This window comes from Bifidobacterium choloepi (assembly GCF_010667615.1).
Taxonomy (GTDB): domain Bacteria; phylum Actinomycetota; class Actinomycetes; order Actinomycetales; family Bifidobacteriaceae; genus Bifidobacterium; species Bifidobacterium choloepi.
Genome location: NZ_VYSG01000001.1, coordinates 1,149,835 through 1,168,855 on the forward strand (window position 1 = coordinate 1,149,835; position 19,021 = coordinate 1,168,855).

Consider the following 19,021-nt stretch of genomic DNA (forward strand, 5'->3'; position numbering starts at 1 on the left):
GTCACTCGTGCTCGTCGACGAGCTGTTCGAGGCCGTCGACGAGCGTCTTGACGGCGGCGTCGACGTCGTGCGGGTCGCTCGTGAACATCGACGCGAACAGCATCAGCAGGTTCGTGCGGAAGCCCTCCGGCAGCAGCTCGCAGCGTCGCAGCGCCTGCGGGATCAACCGCTTCTCGCCGGGGTTCGGCTGCCGGTTGAGGGCGAAGATGACATCGAAGTACGATTCGAGGAACGCCGCCACGCGGTGGTTGACGGCGACGATGTCCCCGCGGGCCGCGGCCTTCGAGATCTGGCGGTCGTATGCCGGCAGCGCGCGGGTGAGCAGGTTCATGTTGCGCTCGATGATGTTGTGGCGCAGCTGGTCGGGGTAGTCGACGGCGAATCGTTCCTTCGCGGCGGCCAGGCGGCCGTTGCGGTCGAAGAGGATCTTGCAGGTCGTCAAGTTGTGCCACAGGCTCGTCGTGTAGCCGTTGGATGCCCGGCCGCCCTCGACGACGGCCGCGACCTCGCCGGTGAAGTAGTCGAGGTTGCGCCAGACGACGTCGATGTCGACGCCGTTCTTCAACGTGCCGTTGTCCTCGTTTTCCCAGTAGGAGTTGCCGATTTCGAGGCGCTTGCAGTACTCGCCGAACACGCGCCGGCGCTCTTCCTCGGGCACGTCCTCGCTGATGTAGACGTAGAAGTCGTAGTCGGACTTCGGATCGTCGACGCCGGTCGCACGCGATCCTCCCAGCGCGATCGCCTCGACCTGCGGCCACTCCTCCATCTGCGCCAGCATGGCGTCAACGTCGACCTCGGCCACCGCGCTGTCCGATCCCTCGGCGACCTTCTTCAGCATGTCGTCGACGAACTGCTCCGTCAATGCATCGTCCGGGACCGCGTCGTCCCGCCCAGCCATCGTGTTATCCACCATGTCGACCCCCTTGTGTTGGTTTCCACGCTACCGAAAGGGTCCGGCCAAGGCAATTTGCCCGAGGTGAAGGGGGCATATGATGAGACGACTTCGCACTTTCCAGGAGGCCATTTGGAAAGTGCGAAGTTTGAAAACCACCCGACCCAAGACCTCAGGACCCCGACCATTTATTACCTATTTATTTGCGGCCATTCCTGGCCCTCCAGATGGCCCTTCAGGCCTTCCACGCCGTCCGGACGTCCATGTCCATCAAGGAAGAACTTCGCACTTTCCAAATGCCCCTCCGAAAAGTGCGAAGTCGCCTCTGGGATCACACTCCAAAGAACCACCCTCCTTAAACATTCACCTCAATTCTGACTAATATTTCCCGCCGTCAGGCCCTCTTTTCCCGCTTCCTCCTCCCCTTCTTCTCTTCCCTCCCCTTTCATGTCACAAACCCGAGCCCGAAAGCTCGGGTTTGTGACATGAAAAAGCAACCCTCAAAGGCAGAAGCCGCCTCCGGGGTGACGGAGACGGCTTCGACAGGGAAATCGGGAAAAGGAATCAGGCGAGGCTCACTGCACCTGGGCGCGGGCGATCTTGCCGGTGAAGGAGTTGGCCTCGTCGGCGTCCTTCGCGGCCTCGTTGTTCCAGGAGAACATCGCGCGCAGCTTCGGACCGACGGTCTCGATGCGGACGTTCGAGTACTCCTCCTGGAGCTGCTTGAACTTCGGGGCGCCGGCGGCCTGGTCGTCCATGAATTCCTTCGCGAACGAGCCATCCTGGATGCGCTTGAGGTGATACTCCATGCGCTCGCGCACGTGCTCGTCGATGCAGGTGTTGACATAGTCGCCGTACTGGGCGGTATCGGAGCAGGACCAGCGATCCTTGTTCAGGCCACCCTCGTTCATCAGGTCGACGATCATCTTGAGCTCGTGGCACACCTCGAAGTAGGCGATTTCCGGCTGGTAGCCGGCGTCGGTCAGGACCTCGAAGCCCATCTCGACGAGCTTGTTGACGCCGCCGAGCAGGACGTTCTGCTCACCGAACAGGTCGGTCTCGGTCTCTTCCTTGAACGTCGTCTTGATGGCGCCGGCACGCAGCGCGCCGAGGGCCTTGGCGTAGGCAAGCGTCAGGTCCCAGCCATCGCCGCGCGGATCCTGCTCGACGGCCACGACGACCGGGACGCCACGGCCGGCCACGTACTCGCGGCGGACGATGTGGCCCGGGCCCTTCGGCGCGACCATGAAGACCGGGTGATCCTCGGACGGCTTGATGTAGCCGTAGTTGATGTTGAAGCCGTGGGCAAAGGCCAGCGCCGCGCCCGGCTTGAGGTTCGGCTCGATGTCGTTCTCCCAGATACCCTTCTGGTACTGGTCGGGAGCCAGGACCATCACGACGTCGGCTTCCGCCACGGCCTCCGGCACGCTCTTGACCTCGAGGCCCTGCTCCTTGGCGAATTCGACCGACTTGGAGTTCGGACGCAGGCCGACGACGACGTCGACGCCCGAGTCGCGCAGGTTCAGCGCGTGGGCGTGGCCCTGCGAGCCGTAGCCGATGATGGCGACCTTCTTGCCATCGAGGACCGAGAGATCGCCGTCGTTTTCGTACCAGATCTGTGCTGCCATGGTGCACACCTTTCTTGTTCCGCAGTATTCTTCTGCCGCGGAAACACCGTCAGTTTGTCCTGGTGCAACCGCTCGTTTGTGTTCCAGATTGCAGGGGGATTGCATTGCCGCCAGGGGATTGTGTCCCCGAACTGCGGTTCAGTTTATCCAAAAGCGCCGGGCCGGTTCTCGCCTGTCCACGTTTCGGAAATCTTCGCTGCGTCGCCGGATTTCGCGAGCGGATTCGCCGGGACGAATCATTGTTTGTTTTTGTTGAAATTTCAGTAATTCTGCATCGTCGGGAATCGTCATGGGTCGCTGTCCATAACCGTCGAACGATTCGTCCGCAATATGGACACCGCCTCTTGACAGCCCGTTCTCGTTCTGTTCTTCGCGCCTCCTCCGGATGTCACGAAGTCGGGTTCGCGACTCGGATTCGCAACATCCAAAAAGGCGGGAAGACCAGGGGGAAGTCACTTCATGTATAGCGGAAGTCACTTCATGTAGTCGACGTCCTTCGTTTCGCGGCAGCAGAGGATCGCGACGAGGGCGCAGCAGGCCATGACGGCCAGGTAGAGGCCGACGGAGCGCACGCCCCAGTGCGACGAGAGCCACGTCGCGACGGCGGGGACGAAGGCGGCGCCGACGATCGCGGCGAGGTTGTAGCCGACGCCGGAGCCGGTGTAGCGGACCGTCGCCGGGAACAGTTCCGGCAGCAGCGCGCCGATCGGGCCGAACGCGATGCCCATCAGCGCGAAGCCGAGGCACAGGAACAGCATCGTCGCGAACGTGTTGTGGACGCCGACGACGTCCGGGTCGAGCAGGACCGGGAACAGGCCGGCGAAGACGAGCAGCGCGATCGACGATCCGATGATGACGCGGCGCCGTCCCACGCGGTCGGCATAGACGCACGAGATGACGATGAACAGCGCGAACACGCAGACGGCGATCATCAGCATCGCCATGTATTCCTGCGTCGAGAAGCCGAGGCCGCCGCCGCCCTGCGCCTTCGTCTTCGTGCCCCACGCCAGCGACCACGTCGCGAGCATGTAGAACAGCGTGTAGGTGACGGCGACGAGGAACGTCGCCTCGATGAGCTGCTTCCAGCTCGTGCGCAGCACCTCGACCATCGGCGCCTTGACGACGCGCTGCTGGCGCTGCGCCTCGCGGAACACCGGCGTCTCCTCCATGTGCACGCGGACGAGCAGGCCGACGACGACGAGCACGGCCGACAGCAGGAACGGCACGCGCCAGCCCCACTGCAGCATGCCGGCGTTGTCGGTGAACAGCTCGAGCACGACGTAGGTGCCGTTGGCCAGGAAGAAGCCGATCGGCGCGCCAAGCTCCGGGAACGATCCGTACAATGCACGCCTGTTCGCGGGAGCATTCTCGGTCGCGACAAGAGCCGCGCCCGACCATTCGCCGCCGAGGCCGATGCCCTGCACGAACCGGCACAGGCACAGCGCCGCGACGGCCCAGACGCCCCACGAATCGTAGCCGGGCAGGCAGCCGATCAGGAACGTCGCGACGCCCATCGTCATCAGCGAGACGACGAGCGTCGTCTTGCGGCCGATCGAGTCGCCGAAGTGGCCGAAGACGAGCGAGCCGAGCGGCCGCGCGAGGAACGCGACGGCGAACGTCACGAGGCTGAGCAGCAGCGCGACGGTCGGGTTCGTGCTGTTCGAGAAGAACACCTGCGGAAAGTAGTTGGCCGCCGCGGTGCCGTACGCGTAGAAGTCGTAGAACTCGATCGTCGTGCCGACCATCGACGCCGCGATGATCGTGCCGACCGAGTCCGCCGCCTTGCCGGCCGCCTGCGCCGCCGCCCTGCCGACGGCGCCGCCGACCGTACTGCCGACACCGGCGGTCGCGCCGGTCGCGCCGCCCGCGTCGGCGAGCGCGCCGACCGACGGCACGGCTTCGGCCAGCGTCTCGCCGGCCGCCGAAGTTTCTGCTGTGCTCATTCCCGTGGGTTCCTTTCCTAACGGAAAACCCCGCGTCTGTGGCGGGGTTCCATGTGGAAGGATCGTTCACGGATCCATGCCCCGCCATCGTCGGCGGGGTTGCTTGATCGATTTCGCTCGAATGTCGCTCGAATCAGCCCGCCAACGACGGGCTAATAATTCGCGCTCCGGCGGCGCCACACAGGACCATCGTCGTCATGGCTGCCTCCTTTCGCGTCAACACTTGAGCTTTCGAGGCGATAACCTACGCCCCCGAACCGGAACGATTCCACCGCCTGTTCACATGGTGGACATTCATGTAATCCCCTGGAAGGGGATCGATGAGCGCGATAGCGCGAATCGAGGGGTCGACTTACGGCACGCACCCGGTTACGCTCCGTAAGTCGACCCCTCGGCTCGCTGCGCTCGCCGATCCCCTTCCAGGGGATTCATTCCGGCGGAAGAATCGTCCTACCTGTTCAGCGAGCCGACTACCCAGCCGAGCATGACGCACAGGATCGGGATGAACATCGTGACGAGGAAGTAGGCGACGGCGGCGAGCACGTGCCGGCCGCGCAGCAGGCCGACCATCTCGTTGATGGCCGTCGAGAACGTCGAGAAGCCGCCGCAGAAGCCGGTGACGAACAGCAGGTACGTCGAGTAGCTCACCGTCTCGTAGAAGTAGGCGGCGGCCGCGATGCCGGCGAAGAACGCGGCGATGCAGTTGATCAGGAACGTCGACAGCGGGAAGATGCGGTTCCACCAGCGCTGGATCGACGTGTTGAGGACAAAGCGGACGACGGCGCCGAGGCCGCCGCTCAGGAAGACGCAGACGACAATCCACGCGGGAATCGTGCTCAGCATTACAGCTTCACCTCCCCGGTGTGCTGGTTGCGGACGACGGGAATCTCGTCGGTGCTCGGCTGCGGCTCGTCGCCGGCCGCGAAGCCCGCCGGCACGTGCGGCGTCGCCTCGCCTTCCGGCGTCATCGGCACGACGGAGATCGTGCCGGGAGCGGAGCCGGCGGCGGCGACCTCCGGGTCGACCGGCACGCGCACGCCGATCGCCGGCTTGGCCACGCGGTCCGGCGTCACCTCCGTCATCGCGCGGGCGGCGCGCCCCGCCGACAGCTTCATGACGAGCGCCGACGCGGCCCACGAGACGAGCATGCCGCACAGGAACGAGAGCGCCGTGTACAGCAGGAATCCGCCGTACAGGCCGGAATGCAGCGCCGTGATGTCCTCGACCATCATCGCCGACAGCGTCGAGAGGCCGCCGCACATGCCCATGCCGAGACATCGGCTCAGCAGCTGGCGTGTTCGCTTGCGGATCCAGATCGCGACGGCGCAGAACGTCGTGATCGCCGCGAACAGGAAGCAGGCGATCATGTTCGCGACGAACGTCGCCGGATGGAACGCCATCGTCAGGCTGCCGTCGCCGACGGCGGACGGGATCAGCACCCACAGCCAGTACCGCAGCGCCGTGCCGACGGTGCCGCCGAGGAAGACGACGACGTAGTTCGCCCAGTCGGCGAGCGGGTTGAACTTCGCCTGCAGCCGCTTGGCCGGCGCGAGCGGGATCTTCGGCGGCCGGCGCATCGCGGCGGCGCCGGTCGGGTGCGCGTGGCTGAGTTCGTCGGCGAGCGCGCGCTCCTCGTCGCTCAGGCCGATCGCCGGCGTCGGCGACTCGGCGGCCGCCGTCGCCTCGCGCCGCTCCTCCTCGACGGCCTGTCGGTACGATTCGTCCCAACTGACGGGCCACTGCTCCTCGCCCGGCAGCGGCTGGCGCGCGTGGCGACCGGCATGATGCCCGGACGATTCGTCCGGCGTGCTGGTGCTGTACACGAGGTGATCCGGTTCGACATCGGGCATGTCGTCCGAAGACGCACGGTCGCCGGCATCCTCATGGCCCTCGTGGTCCTCGATGTCGTGGCGGATGTCGTCCTCTGTCCAGTCGGAGGACGCGGCGTGCATCGGGCGGCGCGGAGACGACGCCGACGTGTCGCGCGGGGCGGACGCGCCGTGGGGCGCGACGATGTGGCCGAGGGCGTCGGAAGCGCCGGAAATGCCGGCGGTGCCGGTGCCGCCGGTGCCGGGAGCGGCGGCACCGGCCGAATGACCGGGGTTGACGCCGTTGTCGGGGGAATCGTCCGGAGCATGGTCCGGAGAACCGTTCAGGGACGAATCGTTCGGGGAAGTACTGCTGTTGTGTTCCATCTGTGTCCTCAACCGGCGCGACCGCCGGCGGGGCGACAGTGTCCGGCCGGCGGTCGTGCCAACGGGGTGCTAGTCGATCAGCGAGTGAATCTCGATGATGTGGTCGCGCTGCGGGCCGGTGCCGATGACGGAGATGCGGCAGCCGGAGAGGTCCTCGAGACGGCGGACGTAGGCCTGGCAGGTCGCCGGCAGCTCGTCGAACGAGTGGACCTGCGAAATATCCTCGGTCCAGCCGGGCATCATCTCGTAGATCGGCTTGGCGGCGGCGAACGCGACCTGGTCGGTCGGCATGTCGTCGTAGCGCACGCCGTCCACGTCGTAGGCGACGCAGACCGGGATTTCCTTCAGGCCGGTGAGCACGTCGAGCTTCGTCAGCACGATGTCGGTCAGGCCGTTGACCTGCGTGGCGTAGCGGTTGACGACGGCGTCGAACCAGCCGCAGCGGCGCGGGCGGCCGGTCGTCACGCCGTATTCGTGACCCTGCGCGCGCAGCCAGTCGCCGGATTCGTCGAACAGTTCGGTCGGGAACGGGCCCTCGCCCACGCGGGTGACGTACGCCTTCGAGACGCCGATGACGCGGTCGATCTTCGTCGGGCCGACGCCGGTGCCGGTGCAGGCGCCGCCGGCCGTCGGGTTCGACGACGTGACGAACGGATAGGTGCCGTGGTCGACGTCGAGCATCGTCGCCTGGCCGCCCTCGAACAGGACGGTCTTGCCGGCGTCGAGCGCGTCGTTGAGGATCAGCGACGTGTTGGCGACGTACGGCTTGAGGCGCTCGCCGAGGGCAAGCAGCTCGTCGACGGTGCGGTCGATGTCGATGGCGCGGCGGTTGTAGAGCTTGACGAGGATCTGGTTCTTCTGGTGCAGCGAGTTCGTGACCTTGTCGCGCAGGTGCTCCTCGTTGAACAGGTCGGCGATGCGGATGCCGACGCGGTTGATCTTGTCGGCGTAGGCCGGGCCGATGCCGCGGCCGGTCGTGCCGATCTTCTTCTTGCCGGCGAATCGTTCGGTGACCTTGTCGAGCGTGCGGTGGTACGGCGCGATGACGTGCGCCGAGTCGCTGACCAGCAGGCGGCTGCAGTCGATGCCGCGGCTCTCGAGGCCGTCGATCTCCTCGAACAGCACTTCCGGATCGACGACGACGCCGTTGCCGATGACCGGGATGGTGTTCGGGGAAATGATGCCGCTGGGCAGCAGGTGCAATGCGTACGATTCGTCGCCGACGACGACGGTGTGGCCGGCGTTGTTGCCGCCGTTGAAGCGGGCGACGTAGTCGACCGACGTGCCGATGAGGTCCGTCGCCTTGCCCTTGCCTTCGTCGCCCCACTGGGCTCCGACCAACACGATTCCCGGCATCTCAAGCACCTCCGCTCTCTCGGTTCCGGACCCCACCCTACTACACGCCCACGATGGGGGCATGGGTCAGCTCGCCTTGGCCACCGTGTATCCGCACATCTGCACGAGTTCGTCGATCGTGACGAACGTGTAGCCGTCGGCCTTGAGCTTGTCGATGATCGTCGGCAGCGCCTTGATGTCCTCGGACCGGTCGCCGCCGCCGTCGTGCATCAGCGCGATCGCGCCGTTGTGGGCGTAGTTGACGACGTTGGCGACGATCTGGTCGACGCCCGGCTTGCGCCAGTCTTCCGAATCGATGTCCCACAGCACGTTCATCGAGATCAGCCCGGCCGCGTCCTTCCACTGGTCGGCGCCGAACGCGCCATACGGCGAGCGGAACACCGTCGTCTGGACGCCGGACGCCTTCTCGATGTTCGCGAAGCCGGCCTGGATCTCGGCGCGCAGGTCGTCCTTCGACATCGACGGCAGGTACGGATGCGTGTTGCTGTGCGAGGCGACCTGCATGCCGTCCTTGAGCATCGCCTGCTCCTGGTCGGCGTACGCGAGCGCCTGCGTGCCGAGGTCGAAGAACGTCGCCTTGACGCCCTTGTCGACGAGGATCTTGAGAATGTCGTCGGTGTACTGGCTCGGGCCGTCGTCGAACGTCAGCGCGATGACCTTCTTCCCGTCGGGCCGCGGGTTGTAGTCCTTGACGACCATGTCGACCGGCTGCTTGACGATTTCCTTGTCGACGGTCTTGCCGGACACGTCGCCGACCCACTGGTTGCGCACGCCGTTGACGCCGGCCTGCGTCATGATCTGGATCGATCCGCCGGTCACGTCGAGATCGTAGCCGTACGGCACGGCGACTTGCTTGACGGTGTAGCTTTCGGTCACGTTGCCGCCGTCGCCGACGGTGATCGTCGCGTCGTCGGTCATCGTCGTGGACGATTCGTCCGACGCGGGGATCGTTCGACCATTGATGCTGACGGCGACCGGATTTCCCTTGCCGGCCGTGATGACCGACCCGTCGACGGCGAGCAGGTCGCCGGACTTCTTGCCGAAGTACTTGTTCGCCGCGAGCAGCGCGGCGACGGTCGTTCGCGCCGGCAGCGTCAGCGACTTGCCGTCGACGGTGACGGTGACGTTGCGCCAGCGGTACCGCCACATCCACCAGCAACCGAGACCGCCGGCGACGATCGCGACGGCGAGCACGGCCGCGATGGCGATCGTCGCGAGCCGTCGCCAGCGCAGCTTCTTTTCCGACACGACTCCCGCCATCGAGATTTCCTCGACCGGCTCGCTCCCGAACGTCGCCGACCCGTCGCCGTGCGCGCTCCCGCCGCGCTTGCCGTCGGTGCCGTGCTGTTCCAGCTGCCGCCGGCTGTCGGTGCCGTGCTGTTCCAGCTGCCGCCGGCTGCTGTCGTCGGACGATCCGACCGCCTTGTCCGACCGCGCAGTCCTGCCGGCATGCGCGGTGTTGTCGGTGTTGTCGGCGTTGTTGCTGCTGCCGGTGTTATCGGTGTTATCGGTGTTGTCGGCGTTGTCGGTGTTGTCGACGTTGTCAGTGTTGTCGCTGCTGGCGCTGTTCTTGTCCTCGCTGGTCACGATGGGTCCCCTGAAATCCCTGAAAAATCGAGCCTCTCCAAGCCCGGATTCTACCGCGGGGTCCCTATCATCCGTGTGTATTTGGATGTCACGAATCCAAGCCGCCGGCCCGGGTTCGTGACATGACAAGAGAAGCGGGCTGCCGGGCGAGGCGAGGCTGGAGGTCGACGCAACCGGCGAGCAACCGACTGCGTCGCTACTTCAGTGCCTTGCCGGCGCTGCCCAGCTGCCTGCAGGCCTCGACGACGCGCGCGGCCATCGAATCCTCGGCCTCGCGGCCCCAGGAGCGCGGATCGTACTCCTTCTTGCTGCCGACCTCGCCGTCGACCTTCAGCACGCCGTCGTAGTCGCGGAACATGTGGCCGGCGACGGCGCGCGTGAACGCGTACTGCGTGTCCGTGTCGATGTTCATCTTGACGACGCCGTGCGAGACGGCGCGCGCGATCTCCTCCGGCGTGGAACCCGAGCCGCCGTGGAAGACGAGCTCGAACGGCTTGTCCGGGATGACGTTCATGTCCGGCGACTTCGGCAGCTGGCCGGTTTCCAGCGCTTCCCACACGCCGTGCTGGATCTCGCCGAGCAGCTCCGGACGCAGCTTGACGACGCCGGGCTTGTAGGCGCCGTGGACGTTGCCGAACGTGAAGGCAGCGATGTAGCGGCCGTCCTGGCCCAGGCCGAGCCGGCGGGCGACGGCAAGCGCGTCGTCAACGGTCGAATAGAGCTTCTCGTTGATTTCCGCCGACTGGCCGTCTTCCTCGCCGCCGACGGCGCCGATCTCGATCTCGAGGACGGTGCGGGCGGCGCGCGACTTGGCGAGCAGCTCCTCGGCGACGTCGAGGTTCTCGGCGAGCGGCACCGTCGAGCCGTCCCACATGTGCGACTGGAAGATCGGATCCTCGCCGCGGCGCACCTGCTCGGCCTCGATGTCGAGGAGCGGGCGCACCCACTCGTCGAGATACTGCCGCGCGCAGTGGTCGGTGTGCAGCGCGATCGTCACGTTGGGATAGTGCTTGCCGACTTCGTGGGCGAACTCGGCGAGCGCCAGCGACCCGGCCACGCGGTCCTTCACCCGCTGGCCGGACAGGTATGCCGCTCCCCCGACGGATACCTGGATGATGCCGTCCGATTCGGCATCGGCGAAGCCCTGCAGCGCGGCGTTCAGCGTCTGCGTGCTCGTCACGTTGATCGCCGGGTAGGCATAGCCGCCGCGCCGCGCGGCGTCGAGCATTTCGGCGTATCGTTCAGGTGTTGCAATAGTCATGCTTCCATTATCGGCAGCAGCCCCCGACCGCGGGCATTTTTTCCGCGGGAGAATCGTGCACGATTCGTCCATTCAAATTCATTCCCGCAACTGGAAGAAAGGTACCGCCCGCACCCTTTCTCGCAATACTTTCCTTCCAGCCAGCCTCCAAAACTGGAAGAAAGGTGCCGTCCGATGACAACAGACCCCGCCAGCTCCGTGCCCGCGGAAGCGGGATGCGGAGCTGGCGGGGTCCGTCAGGGTCGTGCAGTCGTCAGCCGACTCAGCGCGAGCGGCTGTCGTTGCCCTTGTAGCAGGGCCACTGGGCGCTCTCGCCGTAGTCATTGAGCTTCAGCGCCTTGAGGTAGGCCATGTCGTCGTCGGAAATGACGAAGCCTTCCTTCCACGGCTTGAGGTTGTTGCGCAGGTGCTCGGTGGAGCGGGCCTTCGGCAGCGCGATCGTGCCGAGCTGCAGGTCGTACTGGATGCACAGGTCGGCGGTGGAGACGTTGTACTTGGCGGCCATCGCGGCGAGGTCGTCGTTGTTGAGCACCTCGCCGTGGCCCATCGGCGAGTAGGCCTCGACGACGATGCCCTGGTCGTGGCAGTAGTCGATCAGGTCGAGCGGCGTGTTGCCGGCGTGGCACAGGATCTGGTTGACCATCGGCTTGATCTCGGCGCCCGCCATCAGGTTGTCGAGATCGTCCTGCAGGAAGTTCGCGACGCCGATGCCCTTGACCTTGCCGGCCTTGTAGGCGTCCTCGAGCGCGCGCCACACTTCCTGGTTCTCCTGGAAGAAGCGCTGCGATCCGCGGAACTGGTCCCACGGCTCCGGGCAATGGATCAGCATCAGGTCAACGTAGTCGAGCTGCAGGTCCTCGAGGGACTTGTCGATCGCCTCGGCGGCCAGGTCGTACGTCTTGTACTCGGCCTTGACCTTCGTCGTGACGAAGATGTTCTCGCGCTCGAGGCCGCTCTCCTTGATGCCTTCGCCCACGCCGCGCTCGTTGTCGTACGCCTCGGCGGTGTCGATGTGGCGGTAGCCGAGGTCGATCGCGTCGCGCACGACCTTGCCGACCTCGCGGTTGTCGATCAGCCAGGTTCCCAGGCCCACGGTCGGAATCTGGCGTCCATTGCTCATTGCCAAGTACTGGCTCATTGCTCGCTCCTTCGAGTTCCGGGAGAATCGTTCCAAAGTTGACGATCCCCGCTGCAACTTCAGACTGTTACTGTCCGAGAATACGCCGTTTTTGCTGTGAAGATCTTGAATTTCGCGCGATTCTCCCGTTTTGCGCTGACGGTAGAACTTCCCCTGCCCCACCCCCGTTCGCCAACCGTTACAAAACGACCGTCCCGGAAAAACACGGAAAATTAGTAACGATCCAGAGCGCAGAAACGTTACAAACCGTACGTTCCGAAACGAAACGGAAAATCAGTAACGATTCCGGGTCCCGAATCGTTACAAAAATCCCCTTCCGAAAAGGGACGGACGAATAGTAACGATTCAAGGCGGAGAAACGTTACAAACATTACGTTCCGAAAAGAGAGGGACGATAAGGAACGATTCCGGGTCCCGAATCGTTACAAAAATCCCCTTCCGAAAAGAGACGGACGAATAGTAACGATTCATGGCCGAAAAACGTTACAAACCATACGTTCCGAAACGAAACGGAAAATCAGTAACGATTCCGGGTCCCGAATCGTTACAAAATCACCGTCCCAAAAAGAAAGGGACGATTAGTAACGATTCAGGAGAAGAAAGAAGGAGAGAGGAGGAAAACGACGAGAATAACGCGACCGAACGTCAGCAGCCCGGGCCGATGGCCCGGGCTGCTGACGTGGTGAATGAATCCTGGACGACTCAGGCGGCAGCCTGCTCGTCGGAGGCGACGGCCTTCTCGGCGACCTTCGCTGCCTTGGCGGCGTCGGCGGCCTTCTTGGCGGCGCGGGCCGCGCGGGCGGCTTCCTTCTCCTCGTGCTTCACCTCGTCGATGAACGCGACGTGGCCCTTCGCCGGCAGCCAGCCCTTGTTGACGACCTTGACCTGCCACAGCCAGGCGGCGGCGAACAGGACGGCGGCGATGACGATCGAGCCGATGGCACCCGGCGTGAAGCCGAGCTGGACGACGTGGCCGATGATCGTGCCGTACCAGCAGAAGTCGCCGTCACCGAACGTCGAGTTCGAAACGCCGTAGGAACCCATGACGCCCATCAGGGCAGCCGGCAGGAACGTGATCAGGATGCCGTTGACGAACGCGCCGAGGATGCAGCCGCGACGACCGCCGGTGGCGTTGCCGAAGATGCCGGCGCCACCGCCATCGAAGAAGTGGGGAACCATGCCCGGCAGGATCAGGGCGAAGCCCCACGCGGGGCCGAGCCACAGGGCGATGGCACCCAGCGCAACCAGGCCGCCGGCAAACGAGGCCAGGAAGCCGATCAGCGAGGCGTTCGGACCGTACGGGAAGACAATCGGGATGTCGAGCGCCGGCTTGGCACCCGGAACGACCTTCTTCGCGATGCCCTGGAACGCCGGCACGAGCTCGCCAAGGATGATGCGCACGCCGTACAGGATGATGCTCACGCCGATGCCGAACTGGAGGGCCTCGGCGAACGCGGCCATGATGAAGGAACCATAGTCGGTCGGAGCCTGGTCGGGGAAGATCGCGAACAGTTCCTGCGTCGGGACGACGATCGCGGCCCAGACGGCGAAGACCATGTAGAGCACGACCATGAGGACGGTGGTGGAGACCATCGAATCGCGCAGGAAGCTCAGGCCCTTCGGGAAGTTGATGTCCTCGGTCGACTTCGACTTCTTGCCGACGGCCGCGCCGATGGCGCCGGAGACCATGTAGCCGAGCGAGTTGAAGTGGCCGACGGAGATCTGGTCGTTGCCGGTCACGCGGTTGGTGAACGGCTGGGTGAAGGCCGGCATCGCGACCATCGCGACGGTCATCAGCAGCGAGCCGATGACAACGATCAGCCACTGGTGGTCGGTGCCGAGGCCGACGGAGAGCACCAGCGCCAGCATCATCGACATGAACACCATGTGGTGGCCGGTCAGGAAGATGTACTTGAGCGGGGTGAATCGCGCGACGACAAGCATGAGGATGAAGCTCAGCACGATGATGTACGCGCTCGTCGCGCCGAACTGCGCCGCCGCCTGCGCCGTGATGACCTCGTTCGTCGGGACCACGCCCTGCGCGCCGGTGGCGTGGAAGACGAGCTCGCCGAACGGATCAAGCGCGGCGGTGACGACGTTCGCGCCCGCGCTCAGGATGAGGTAGCCGAGCGCGGCCTTCAGACCGCCGGAGATGACCTGGCCGGCGGGCTTCTTGAGGGCGATCAGGCCGATCGCCGCAATGATGCCGATCAGGTACGCCGGCACGTTCAGGATTTCCTGACTGATGAAGTTCAGGATCGTGACAAGGACATTCATCGTCGAGTCCTCTTTTCCCTATCTACTTCTGTCTCTACTTGGTTTGGTTGGGTTGTCGTATTGGTTTCGTCTCGCCGTCGGCCGGGAGAATCGTTTCGAACGATTCGTCCGCCCGGCCAGCCCCCGGCTCGCTTGCCGGCTCCGCGAAACGCGGGAAGCGGGCGACCGCGCCGGCCGCCCGCCGCCGATCACATGTTGCGCTCGAGCACTTCCTGGATCTCGTCGGTGTCCATGAAGTTGTGGATGACCTCGACCGGCGTGGTGGTGCCCTCGAGCTCCGGAGCGAGCTCGGCCGACGTCAGCACGAGGTCGTTCATGTTGGCGGTGCCCTTCGCGCTGCCGGCGTCCGACGTCGTGACAGTGACGTCGAGGCCGAGGTCGCTGGCGACCGACTCGACGTTGACCTTGAGCAGGACCGACGTGCCGATGCCGTTGCCGCAGACGCACAGGATGTTCATTTTTTGCCTCCAGATGGTGGATTGGGTGATGTTGGAATGGGTATGCGATTGATAACGAATGATGGAAGGGTCCCTGGCCGTGCAGTCGGCCGGCCGGTGACCCTGATTTCCGGTTCCGTCGCCTCGTCGAGCGGCAAGCTGCGTCCTTCGATGGAACGATTCGTCCGTCCCGACGTAGCGGGAGGATCCGGCGACCGCACCGGGTCTGCCGCGGCACGGCGGCTCCCATGTCGGCCGCCGTACCGGGCGGTCATGCGCCGAGCACCCGACGGATGTCGTCCGGCGTCTTCGCATCGGCCAGCGCGGCGGTCTTGTCCTTGCTGGTCAGAGCCGACGCGATGGCCGACATGACTTCGATATGCTCGTTTTCGTCGCGGCCGGCGAGACCGATGACGAGCGAAACGGGGTCGTTGTTCTTGTTGCCGAATTCGACCGGCGTGCTCAGGCGCACCCAGCTCAGGCCAGTGTTGAGCACGGCGTCGGACGGACGGGAATGTGCCAGCGCCAGGCCCGGCGCGATGACGATATACGGACCCATCTTCTCGACGGTCCCGATCATCTCGTCGGTGTAGGCGTCGGTAGTGAAGCCAGCATTCACCAGTCCACGACCGGCAAGGCGGATCGCGTCCCGCCAATCCGCGGCCTCGACATCGAGCGCGAAGGCCTCGTCGGGCAGGAACTTGTTCAGATCAGCCACGTTCAACTCCTCATTTCTCAGCGTCCTCGCTGACGGAAACAATGTCATTGCAACCAAATTGACAACCGCATCAACTTGTTTGCACAAGTCAGGATAATACATGTTTGAACAAGTGCAAAACCAAGGGGGCTCACCGGCGTTTCCAAGTCGTTCCGCCATATTGCAGGGCCGGCCGGTTCAGAGCCAGCCAGTCCGTCATCCGTCGTGTGAATCGTTACAAAAATTCCCTTCCGAAAGGAAACGGACGAATAGTAACGATCCAGGGCGGAGAAACGTTACAAACCGTACGTTCCGAAACGAAACGGAAAATCAGTAACGATTCCGACCCCCGAATCGTTACAAAAATCCCCTTCCGAAAAGAAACGGACGAATAGTAACGATCCAGGGCGCAGAAACGTTACAAACCGTACGTTCCGAAACGAAACGGAAAATCAGTAACGATTCCGGGTCCCGAATCGTTACAAAAATCCCCTTCCGAAAAGGGACGGACGATTAGTAACAATTCCCGGAAAAGAAGAGGCGAGGGAAACGGCGCGGATGACGTGACTGGACGACAAAAAACCCGAGCCGATGGCTCGGGTTTTTGACGGGGTATGTGAATCCCGGACGACTCAGGCGGCGGGCTGATCGTCGGAGGCGGCCTTCTTGGCGGCGCGGGCCGCGCGGGCGGCTTCCTTCTCCTCACGCTTGACTTCGTCGATGAACGCAGCGTGAGCCTTCGCCGGCAGCCAGCCCGTGTCGACGACCCTGACCTGCCAGATCCAGGCGGCCGCGAACAGGACGGCCGCGACGATGATCGAGCCGATCACGCCCGGCGTGAAGCCGAGCTGGACGACGTGGCCGACGATCGTGCCGTACCAGCAGAAGTCGGCGTCGCCGAACGTGGAGTTCGCCACGCCATACGAGCCCATGACGCCCATCAGCGCGGCAGGCAGGAACGTGATCAGGATGCCGTTGACGAACGCGCCGACGATCGCGCCGATCCGGCCACCGGTGGCGTTGCCGAAGATGCCGGCGCCACCGCCGTCGAAGAAGTGAGGAACCATGCCCGGCAGGATCAGCGCCACACCCCAGGCCGGTCCGAGCCACACGGCGATGATGCCGAGGGCGACGAGACCGCCGGCGAAGGAGGCCAGGAAGCCGATCAGCGACGCGTTCGGGCCGTACGGGAAGACGATCGGGATGTCGAGGGCGGGCTTGGCGCCGGGGACGACCTTCTTCGCGATGCCCTGGAATGCCGGGACGAGTTCGCCGAGGATGATGCGGACGCCGTAGAGGATGATGCTGACGCCGATGCCGAACTGCAGCGCCTCGGCGAATGCCGCCATGATGTAGCCGCCATAGTCGGTCGGGGCCTGCGAGCTGAAGATCGCGAACAGCTGGTCACGGGGCACGACGATGGCGCCCCAGATGGCGAAGACGAGGTACAGCACGACCATGAGGACGGTCGTCGAGACCATCGAATCACGCAGGAAGCTCAGGCCCTTCGGGAAGTTGATGTCCTCGGTGGACCTGGACTTCTTGCCGACCACGCAGCCCAGCGCACCGGACAGCGCATAGCCGAGCGAGTTGAAATGGCCGACCGAGATCTGGTCGTTGCCGGTCACGCGGTTCGTGAACGGCTGGGTGAACGACGGCATCGCGACCATCGCGACCGTCATCAGCAGCGAACCGATGATGACGATCAGCAGCTGATGCTTGGCGCCGAGTCCGACGGACAGCACGAGCGCCAGCATCATCGACATGAACACCATGTGGTGGCCGGTCAGGAAGATGTACTTGAGTGGCGTGAAGCGTGCGACGAGCAGCATCAACACGAAGCTCAGCACGATGATGTACGCGCTGGTGGCGCCGAACTGGGCGGCGGCCTGCGCCGTGATGACCTCGTTCGTCGGGACGACGCCATGCGCGCCGGTGGCGTGGAAGACGAGTTGGCCGAACGGGTCGAGCGCGGCAGTGACGACATTGGCGCCGGCGCCGAGGATCAGGTAGCCGAGCGCGGCCTTGAGGCCACCGGAGATGACCTGGCCGGCGGGCTTTTTCAGCGCGGCCAGGCCGATCGCCGCGATAATGCCGATCAGGTACGCCGGCACGTTCAGGATTTCCTGGCTAATGAAGTTCAGGATCGTGACAAGGACATTCATCGTTGAATCCCCTTCTTTCTATATCTGCTATTTATCTCATTGGTCTCGTTGTCATGTTGGTCTTGGTATTGCTTCCGCGGCCGGTTGCGGACCGGTCGCGGACCGGTCGCGGACCGGTCGTGAATTGGTCGTGAATTGGTCGGGCATCGGAGCCGTGCCGCGAATTGGAGCTGTCCGCAAATCAGGGCCGTGCCGCAAATAGGGGCTGCAGCGGAAATTGGCAGCGAATCACATGTAGCGCTCGAGCACGCCCCGCACTTCGTCGGCGTCCACGAAATTGTGGATGACCTCGACCGGCGTGGTCGTGCCTTCGAGTTCGGGAGCCAGTTCCGCGGACGTGAGCACGAGATCGTTCATGTTCGCGGTGCCCTTGGCGCTGCCCGCATCGGACGTCGTCACGTTGACATCGAGCCCAAGCTCCTCGGCAACCGTCTCCACGTTGACTTTCAGCAGCACGGACGTGCCGATGCCATTGCCGCATACGCATAGGATGTTCATTGGTAGTTCCCTTCTTTCTTCTGGGTTGTTTCCTTCCATGGACGGAACTTCTTCCGGATAATTCGAACGATTCGGACGATTCGGACGATTCGAACGATTCAGGCGATTCGGACGTTCCCGATATCCCGGGCGGTGTCCTCCGGGAGGCCACCCACTGGACGCCCCTCTCTCCCAGACACCGGCCCCCGCAGCGTCACGAGCCGAGAATCGTCCGGATGGCCGCCGGCGTCTTCGCCGTGGCCAGCGACTGCGTTTTCCGCCGGTCCATCAGGGCCGCGGCGATGGCCGACATGACCTCGATATGCTCGTTCTCGTCATGACCGGCGAGCCCGATGACCAGGGAAACGGGGTCGTTGTCCTTGTTGCCGAATTCGACCGGCGTGCTCAGGCGCACCCAGCTCAGGCCGGTACGGAGCACGGCGTCGGACGGACGGGCATGCGCCAGCGCCAAACCCGGCGCGATGACGATATACGGCCCCATCTTCTCGACGGTCGCAATCATCTCGTCGGTATAGGCGTCGGTGGTAAAACCGGCATTCACCAGTCCGCGGCCGGCGAGACGGATCGCGTCTCTCCAGTCGGCGGCCTCACGGTCCAGCAGGAACGATTCATCCGGCAGGAACCTATCCAGATCGGCCATCGTTCAACCTCTCGTTTCCGGCATTGCCGCCGGCATCGCCGCCGACTTCGCCATCTCTCCCGTCCCGGCTTCGTTGCCGCGGGAGACGCCGTGAGGATCCCGCCGGATGCGGGATTGGCGACGCCCTAGCTACGCTGCCATGGAAAAACACCGTCCTTCGGTCCCGCGACGCGGCATTGCGATCCCGGATCCCGGAGAACGTTGCTTTCAGGGTAAGTCAAATTCGGGGAAATGTAACTGGATAAAACGCTTTACTAAAGACAATTTTTAGGCATAAATAGGCGAAATCTAATAAAAATTAATCAAC

At 64.2% G+C, this 19,021-nt stretch carries 16 protein-coding genes; all 16 read right to left on the reverse strand.

Translation table 11 applies throughout. The features are described from left to right. Nucleotide 1 precedes the first annotated feature (1 nt). Entirely contained in the window at nt 2-913 is a 912-nt protein-coding gene (locus F6S87_RS04635; RefSeq protein ID WP_231129335.1) for a DUF4037 domain-containing protein, read from the reverse strand. A 554-nt stretch (nt 914-1,467) separates the two neighbouring features. Beyond that, on the reverse strand, nt 1,468-2,520 hold the full coding sequence (ilvC, locus tag F6S87_RS04640) for a ketol-acid reductoisomerase (protein ID WP_163227408.1): 1,053 nt from the start codon (nt 2,518-2,520) through the stop codon (nt 1,468-1,470). Nucleotides 2,521-2,658: 138 nt separating this feature from the next. Beyond that, nucleotides 2,659-2,811, reverse strand: a complete 153-nt coding sequence (locus tag F6S87_RS04645; RefSeq protein WP_163227409.1) for a hypothetical protein — start codon at nt 2,809-2,811, stop codon at nt 2,659-2,661. 182 nt (nt 2,812-2,993) lie between these two features. Then, nucleotides 2,994-4,463, reverse strand: a complete 1,470-nt coding sequence (locus tag F6S87_RS04650; protein ID WP_163227410.1) for an MFS transporter — start codon at nt 4,461-4,463, stop codon at nt 2,994-2,996. A gap of 450 nt (nt 4,464-4,913) precedes the next feature. Beyond that, nucleotides 4,914-5,306 carry a fluoride efflux transporter FluC gene (locus F6S87_RS04655; protein ID WP_163227411.1) on the reverse strand — a complete coding sequence of 131 codons (393 nt, stop codon included), beginning with the start codon at nt 5,304-5,306 and terminating at the stop codon, nt 4,914-4,916. Continuing rightward, on the reverse strand, nt 5,306-6,658 hold the full coding sequence (locus tag F6S87_RS04660) for a fluoride efflux transporter FluC (RefSeq protein WP_163227412.1): 1,353 nt from the start codon (nt 6,656-6,658) through the stop codon (nt 5,306-5,308). The genes F6S87_RS04655 and F6S87_RS04660 overlap by 1 nt, the downstream gene beginning before the upstream one ends. A 69-nt stretch (nt 6,659-6,727) precedes the next feature. Further along, the gene (locus F6S87_RS04665) at nt 6,728-8,014 is read right to left on the reverse strand and encodes an adenylosuccinate synthase (protein ID WP_163227413.1); all 1,287 of its coding nucleotides are present in this window, start codon (nt 8,012-8,014) and stop codon (nt 6,728-6,730) included. A 66-nt stretch (nt 8,015-8,080) separates the two neighbouring features. Next, nucleotides 8,081-9,601, reverse strand: a complete 1,521-nt coding sequence (locus tag F6S87_RS08860) for a polysaccharide deacetylase family protein (RefSeq protein WP_163227414.1) — start codon at nt 9,599-9,601, stop codon at nt 8,081-8,083. Nucleotides 9,602-9,797: 196 nt separating this feature from the next. Further along, the gene (gene fbaA, locus F6S87_RS04675; RefSeq protein WP_163227415.1) at nt 9,798-10,862 is read right to left on the reverse strand and encodes a class II fructose-bisphosphate aldolase; all 1,065 of its coding nucleotides are present in this window, start codon (nt 10,860-10,862) and stop codon (nt 9,798-9,800) included. A gap of 262 nt (nt 10,863-11,124) precedes the next feature. Continuing rightward, nucleotides 11,125-12,000: an aldo/keto reductase gene (locus F6S87_RS04680; RefSeq protein WP_163227416.1), complete on the reverse strand. Its 876-nt coding sequence runs from the start codon at nt 11,998-12,000 to the stop codon at nt 11,125-11,127. 702 nt (nt 12,001-12,702) lie between these two features. Next, nucleotides 12,703-14,277, reverse strand: a complete 1,575-nt coding sequence (locus F6S87_RS04685) for a PTS ascorbate transporter subunit IIC (RefSeq protein WP_163227417.1) — start codon at nt 14,275-14,277, stop codon at nt 12,703-12,705. A 188-nt stretch (nt 14,278-14,465) separates the two neighbouring features. Continuing rightward, nucleotides 14,466-14,735: a PTS sugar transporter subunit IIB gene (locus F6S87_RS04690; protein ID WP_163227418.1), complete on the reverse strand. Its 270-nt coding sequence runs from the start codon at nt 14,733-14,735 to the stop codon at nt 14,466-14,468. A gap of 250 nt (nt 14,736-14,985) precedes the next feature. Beyond that, on the reverse strand, nt 14,986-15,432 hold the full coding sequence (locus tag F6S87_RS04695) for a PTS sugar transporter subunit IIA (protein ID WP_331270749.1): 447 nt from the start codon (nt 15,430-15,432) through the stop codon (nt 14,986-14,988). Nucleotides 15,433-16,043: 611 nt separating this feature from the next. Beyond that, nucleotides 16,044-17,576, reverse strand: a complete 1,533-nt coding sequence (locus tag F6S87_RS04700; RefSeq protein WP_163227419.1) for a PTS ascorbate transporter subunit IIC — start codon at nt 17,574-17,576, stop codon at nt 16,044-16,046. Nucleotides 17,577-17,804: 228 nt separating this feature from the next. Then, complete coding sequence (locus tag F6S87_RS04705; protein ID WP_163227420.1) at nt 17,805-18,074, reverse strand: PTS sugar transporter subunit IIB; 270 nt, start codon at nt 18,072-18,074, stop codon at nt 17,805-17,807. A gap of 193 nt (nt 18,075-18,267) precedes the next feature. Beyond that, entirely contained in the window at nt 18,268-18,714 is a 447-nt protein-coding gene (locus tag F6S87_RS04710; RefSeq protein WP_163227421.1) for a PTS sugar transporter subunit IIA, read from the reverse strand. Nucleotides 18,715-19,021: the final 307 nt, after the last annotated feature.

Bases quoted from the DNA above. Each gene is read 5' to 3' on its own strand.
- F6S87_RS04655 (WP_163227411.1), bottom strand. From the start codon at position 5,306: ATGCTGAGCACGATTCCCGCGTGGATTGTCGTCTGCGTCTTCCTGAGC.
- F6S87_RS04680 (WP_163227416.1), bottom strand. From the start codon at position 12,000: ATGAGCCAGTACTTGGCAATGAGCAATGGACGCCAGATTCCGACCGTG.
- F6S87_RS04665 (WP_163227413.1), bottom strand. From the start codon at position 8,014: ATGCCGGGAATCGTGTTGGTCGGAGCCCAGTGGGGCGACGAAGGCAAG.
- F6S87_RS04685 (WP_163227417.1), bottom strand. From the start codon at position 14,277: ATGAATGTCCTTGTCACGATCCTGAACTTCATCAGTCAGGAAATCCTG.
- F6S87_RS04710 (WP_163227421.1), bottom strand. From the start codon at position 18,714: ATGGCCGATCTGGATAGGTTCCTGCCGGATGAATCGTTCCTGCTGGAC.
- ilvC (WP_163227408.1), bottom strand. From the start codon at position 2,520: ATGGCAGCACAGATCTGGTACGAAAACGACGGCGATCTCTCGGTCCTC.
- F6S87_RS04660 (WP_163227412.1), bottom strand. From the start codon at position 6,658: ATGGAACACAACAGCAGTACTTCCCCGAACGATTCGTCCCTGAACGGT.
- F6S87_RS04650 (WP_163227410.1), bottom strand. From the start codon at position 4,463: ATGAGCACAGCAGAAACTTCGGCGGCCGGCGAGACGCTGGCCGAAGCC.
- F6S87_RS04705 (WP_163227420.1), bottom strand. From the start codon at position 18,074: ATGAACATCCTATGCGTATGCGGCAATGGCATCGGCACGTCCGTGCTG.
- fbaA (WP_163227415.1), bottom strand. From the start codon at position 10,862: ATGACTATTGCAACACCTGAACGATACGCCGAAATGCTCGACGCCGCG.
- F6S87_RS04690 (WP_163227418.1), bottom strand. From the start codon at position 14,735: ATGAACATCCTGTGCGTCTGCGGCAACGGCATCGGCACGTCGGTCCTG.
- F6S87_RS04645 (WP_163227409.1), bottom strand. From the start codon at position 2,811: ATGACGATTCCCGACGATGCAGAATTACTGAAATTTCAACAAAAACAA.
- F6S87_RS04700 (WP_163227419.1), bottom strand. From the start codon at position 17,576: ATGAATGTCCTTGTCACGATCCTGAACTTCATTAGCCAGGAAATCCTG.
- F6S87_RS04635 (WP_231129335.1), bottom strand. From the start codon at position 913: ATGGTGGATAACACGATGGCTGGGCGGGACGACGCGGTCCCGGACGAT.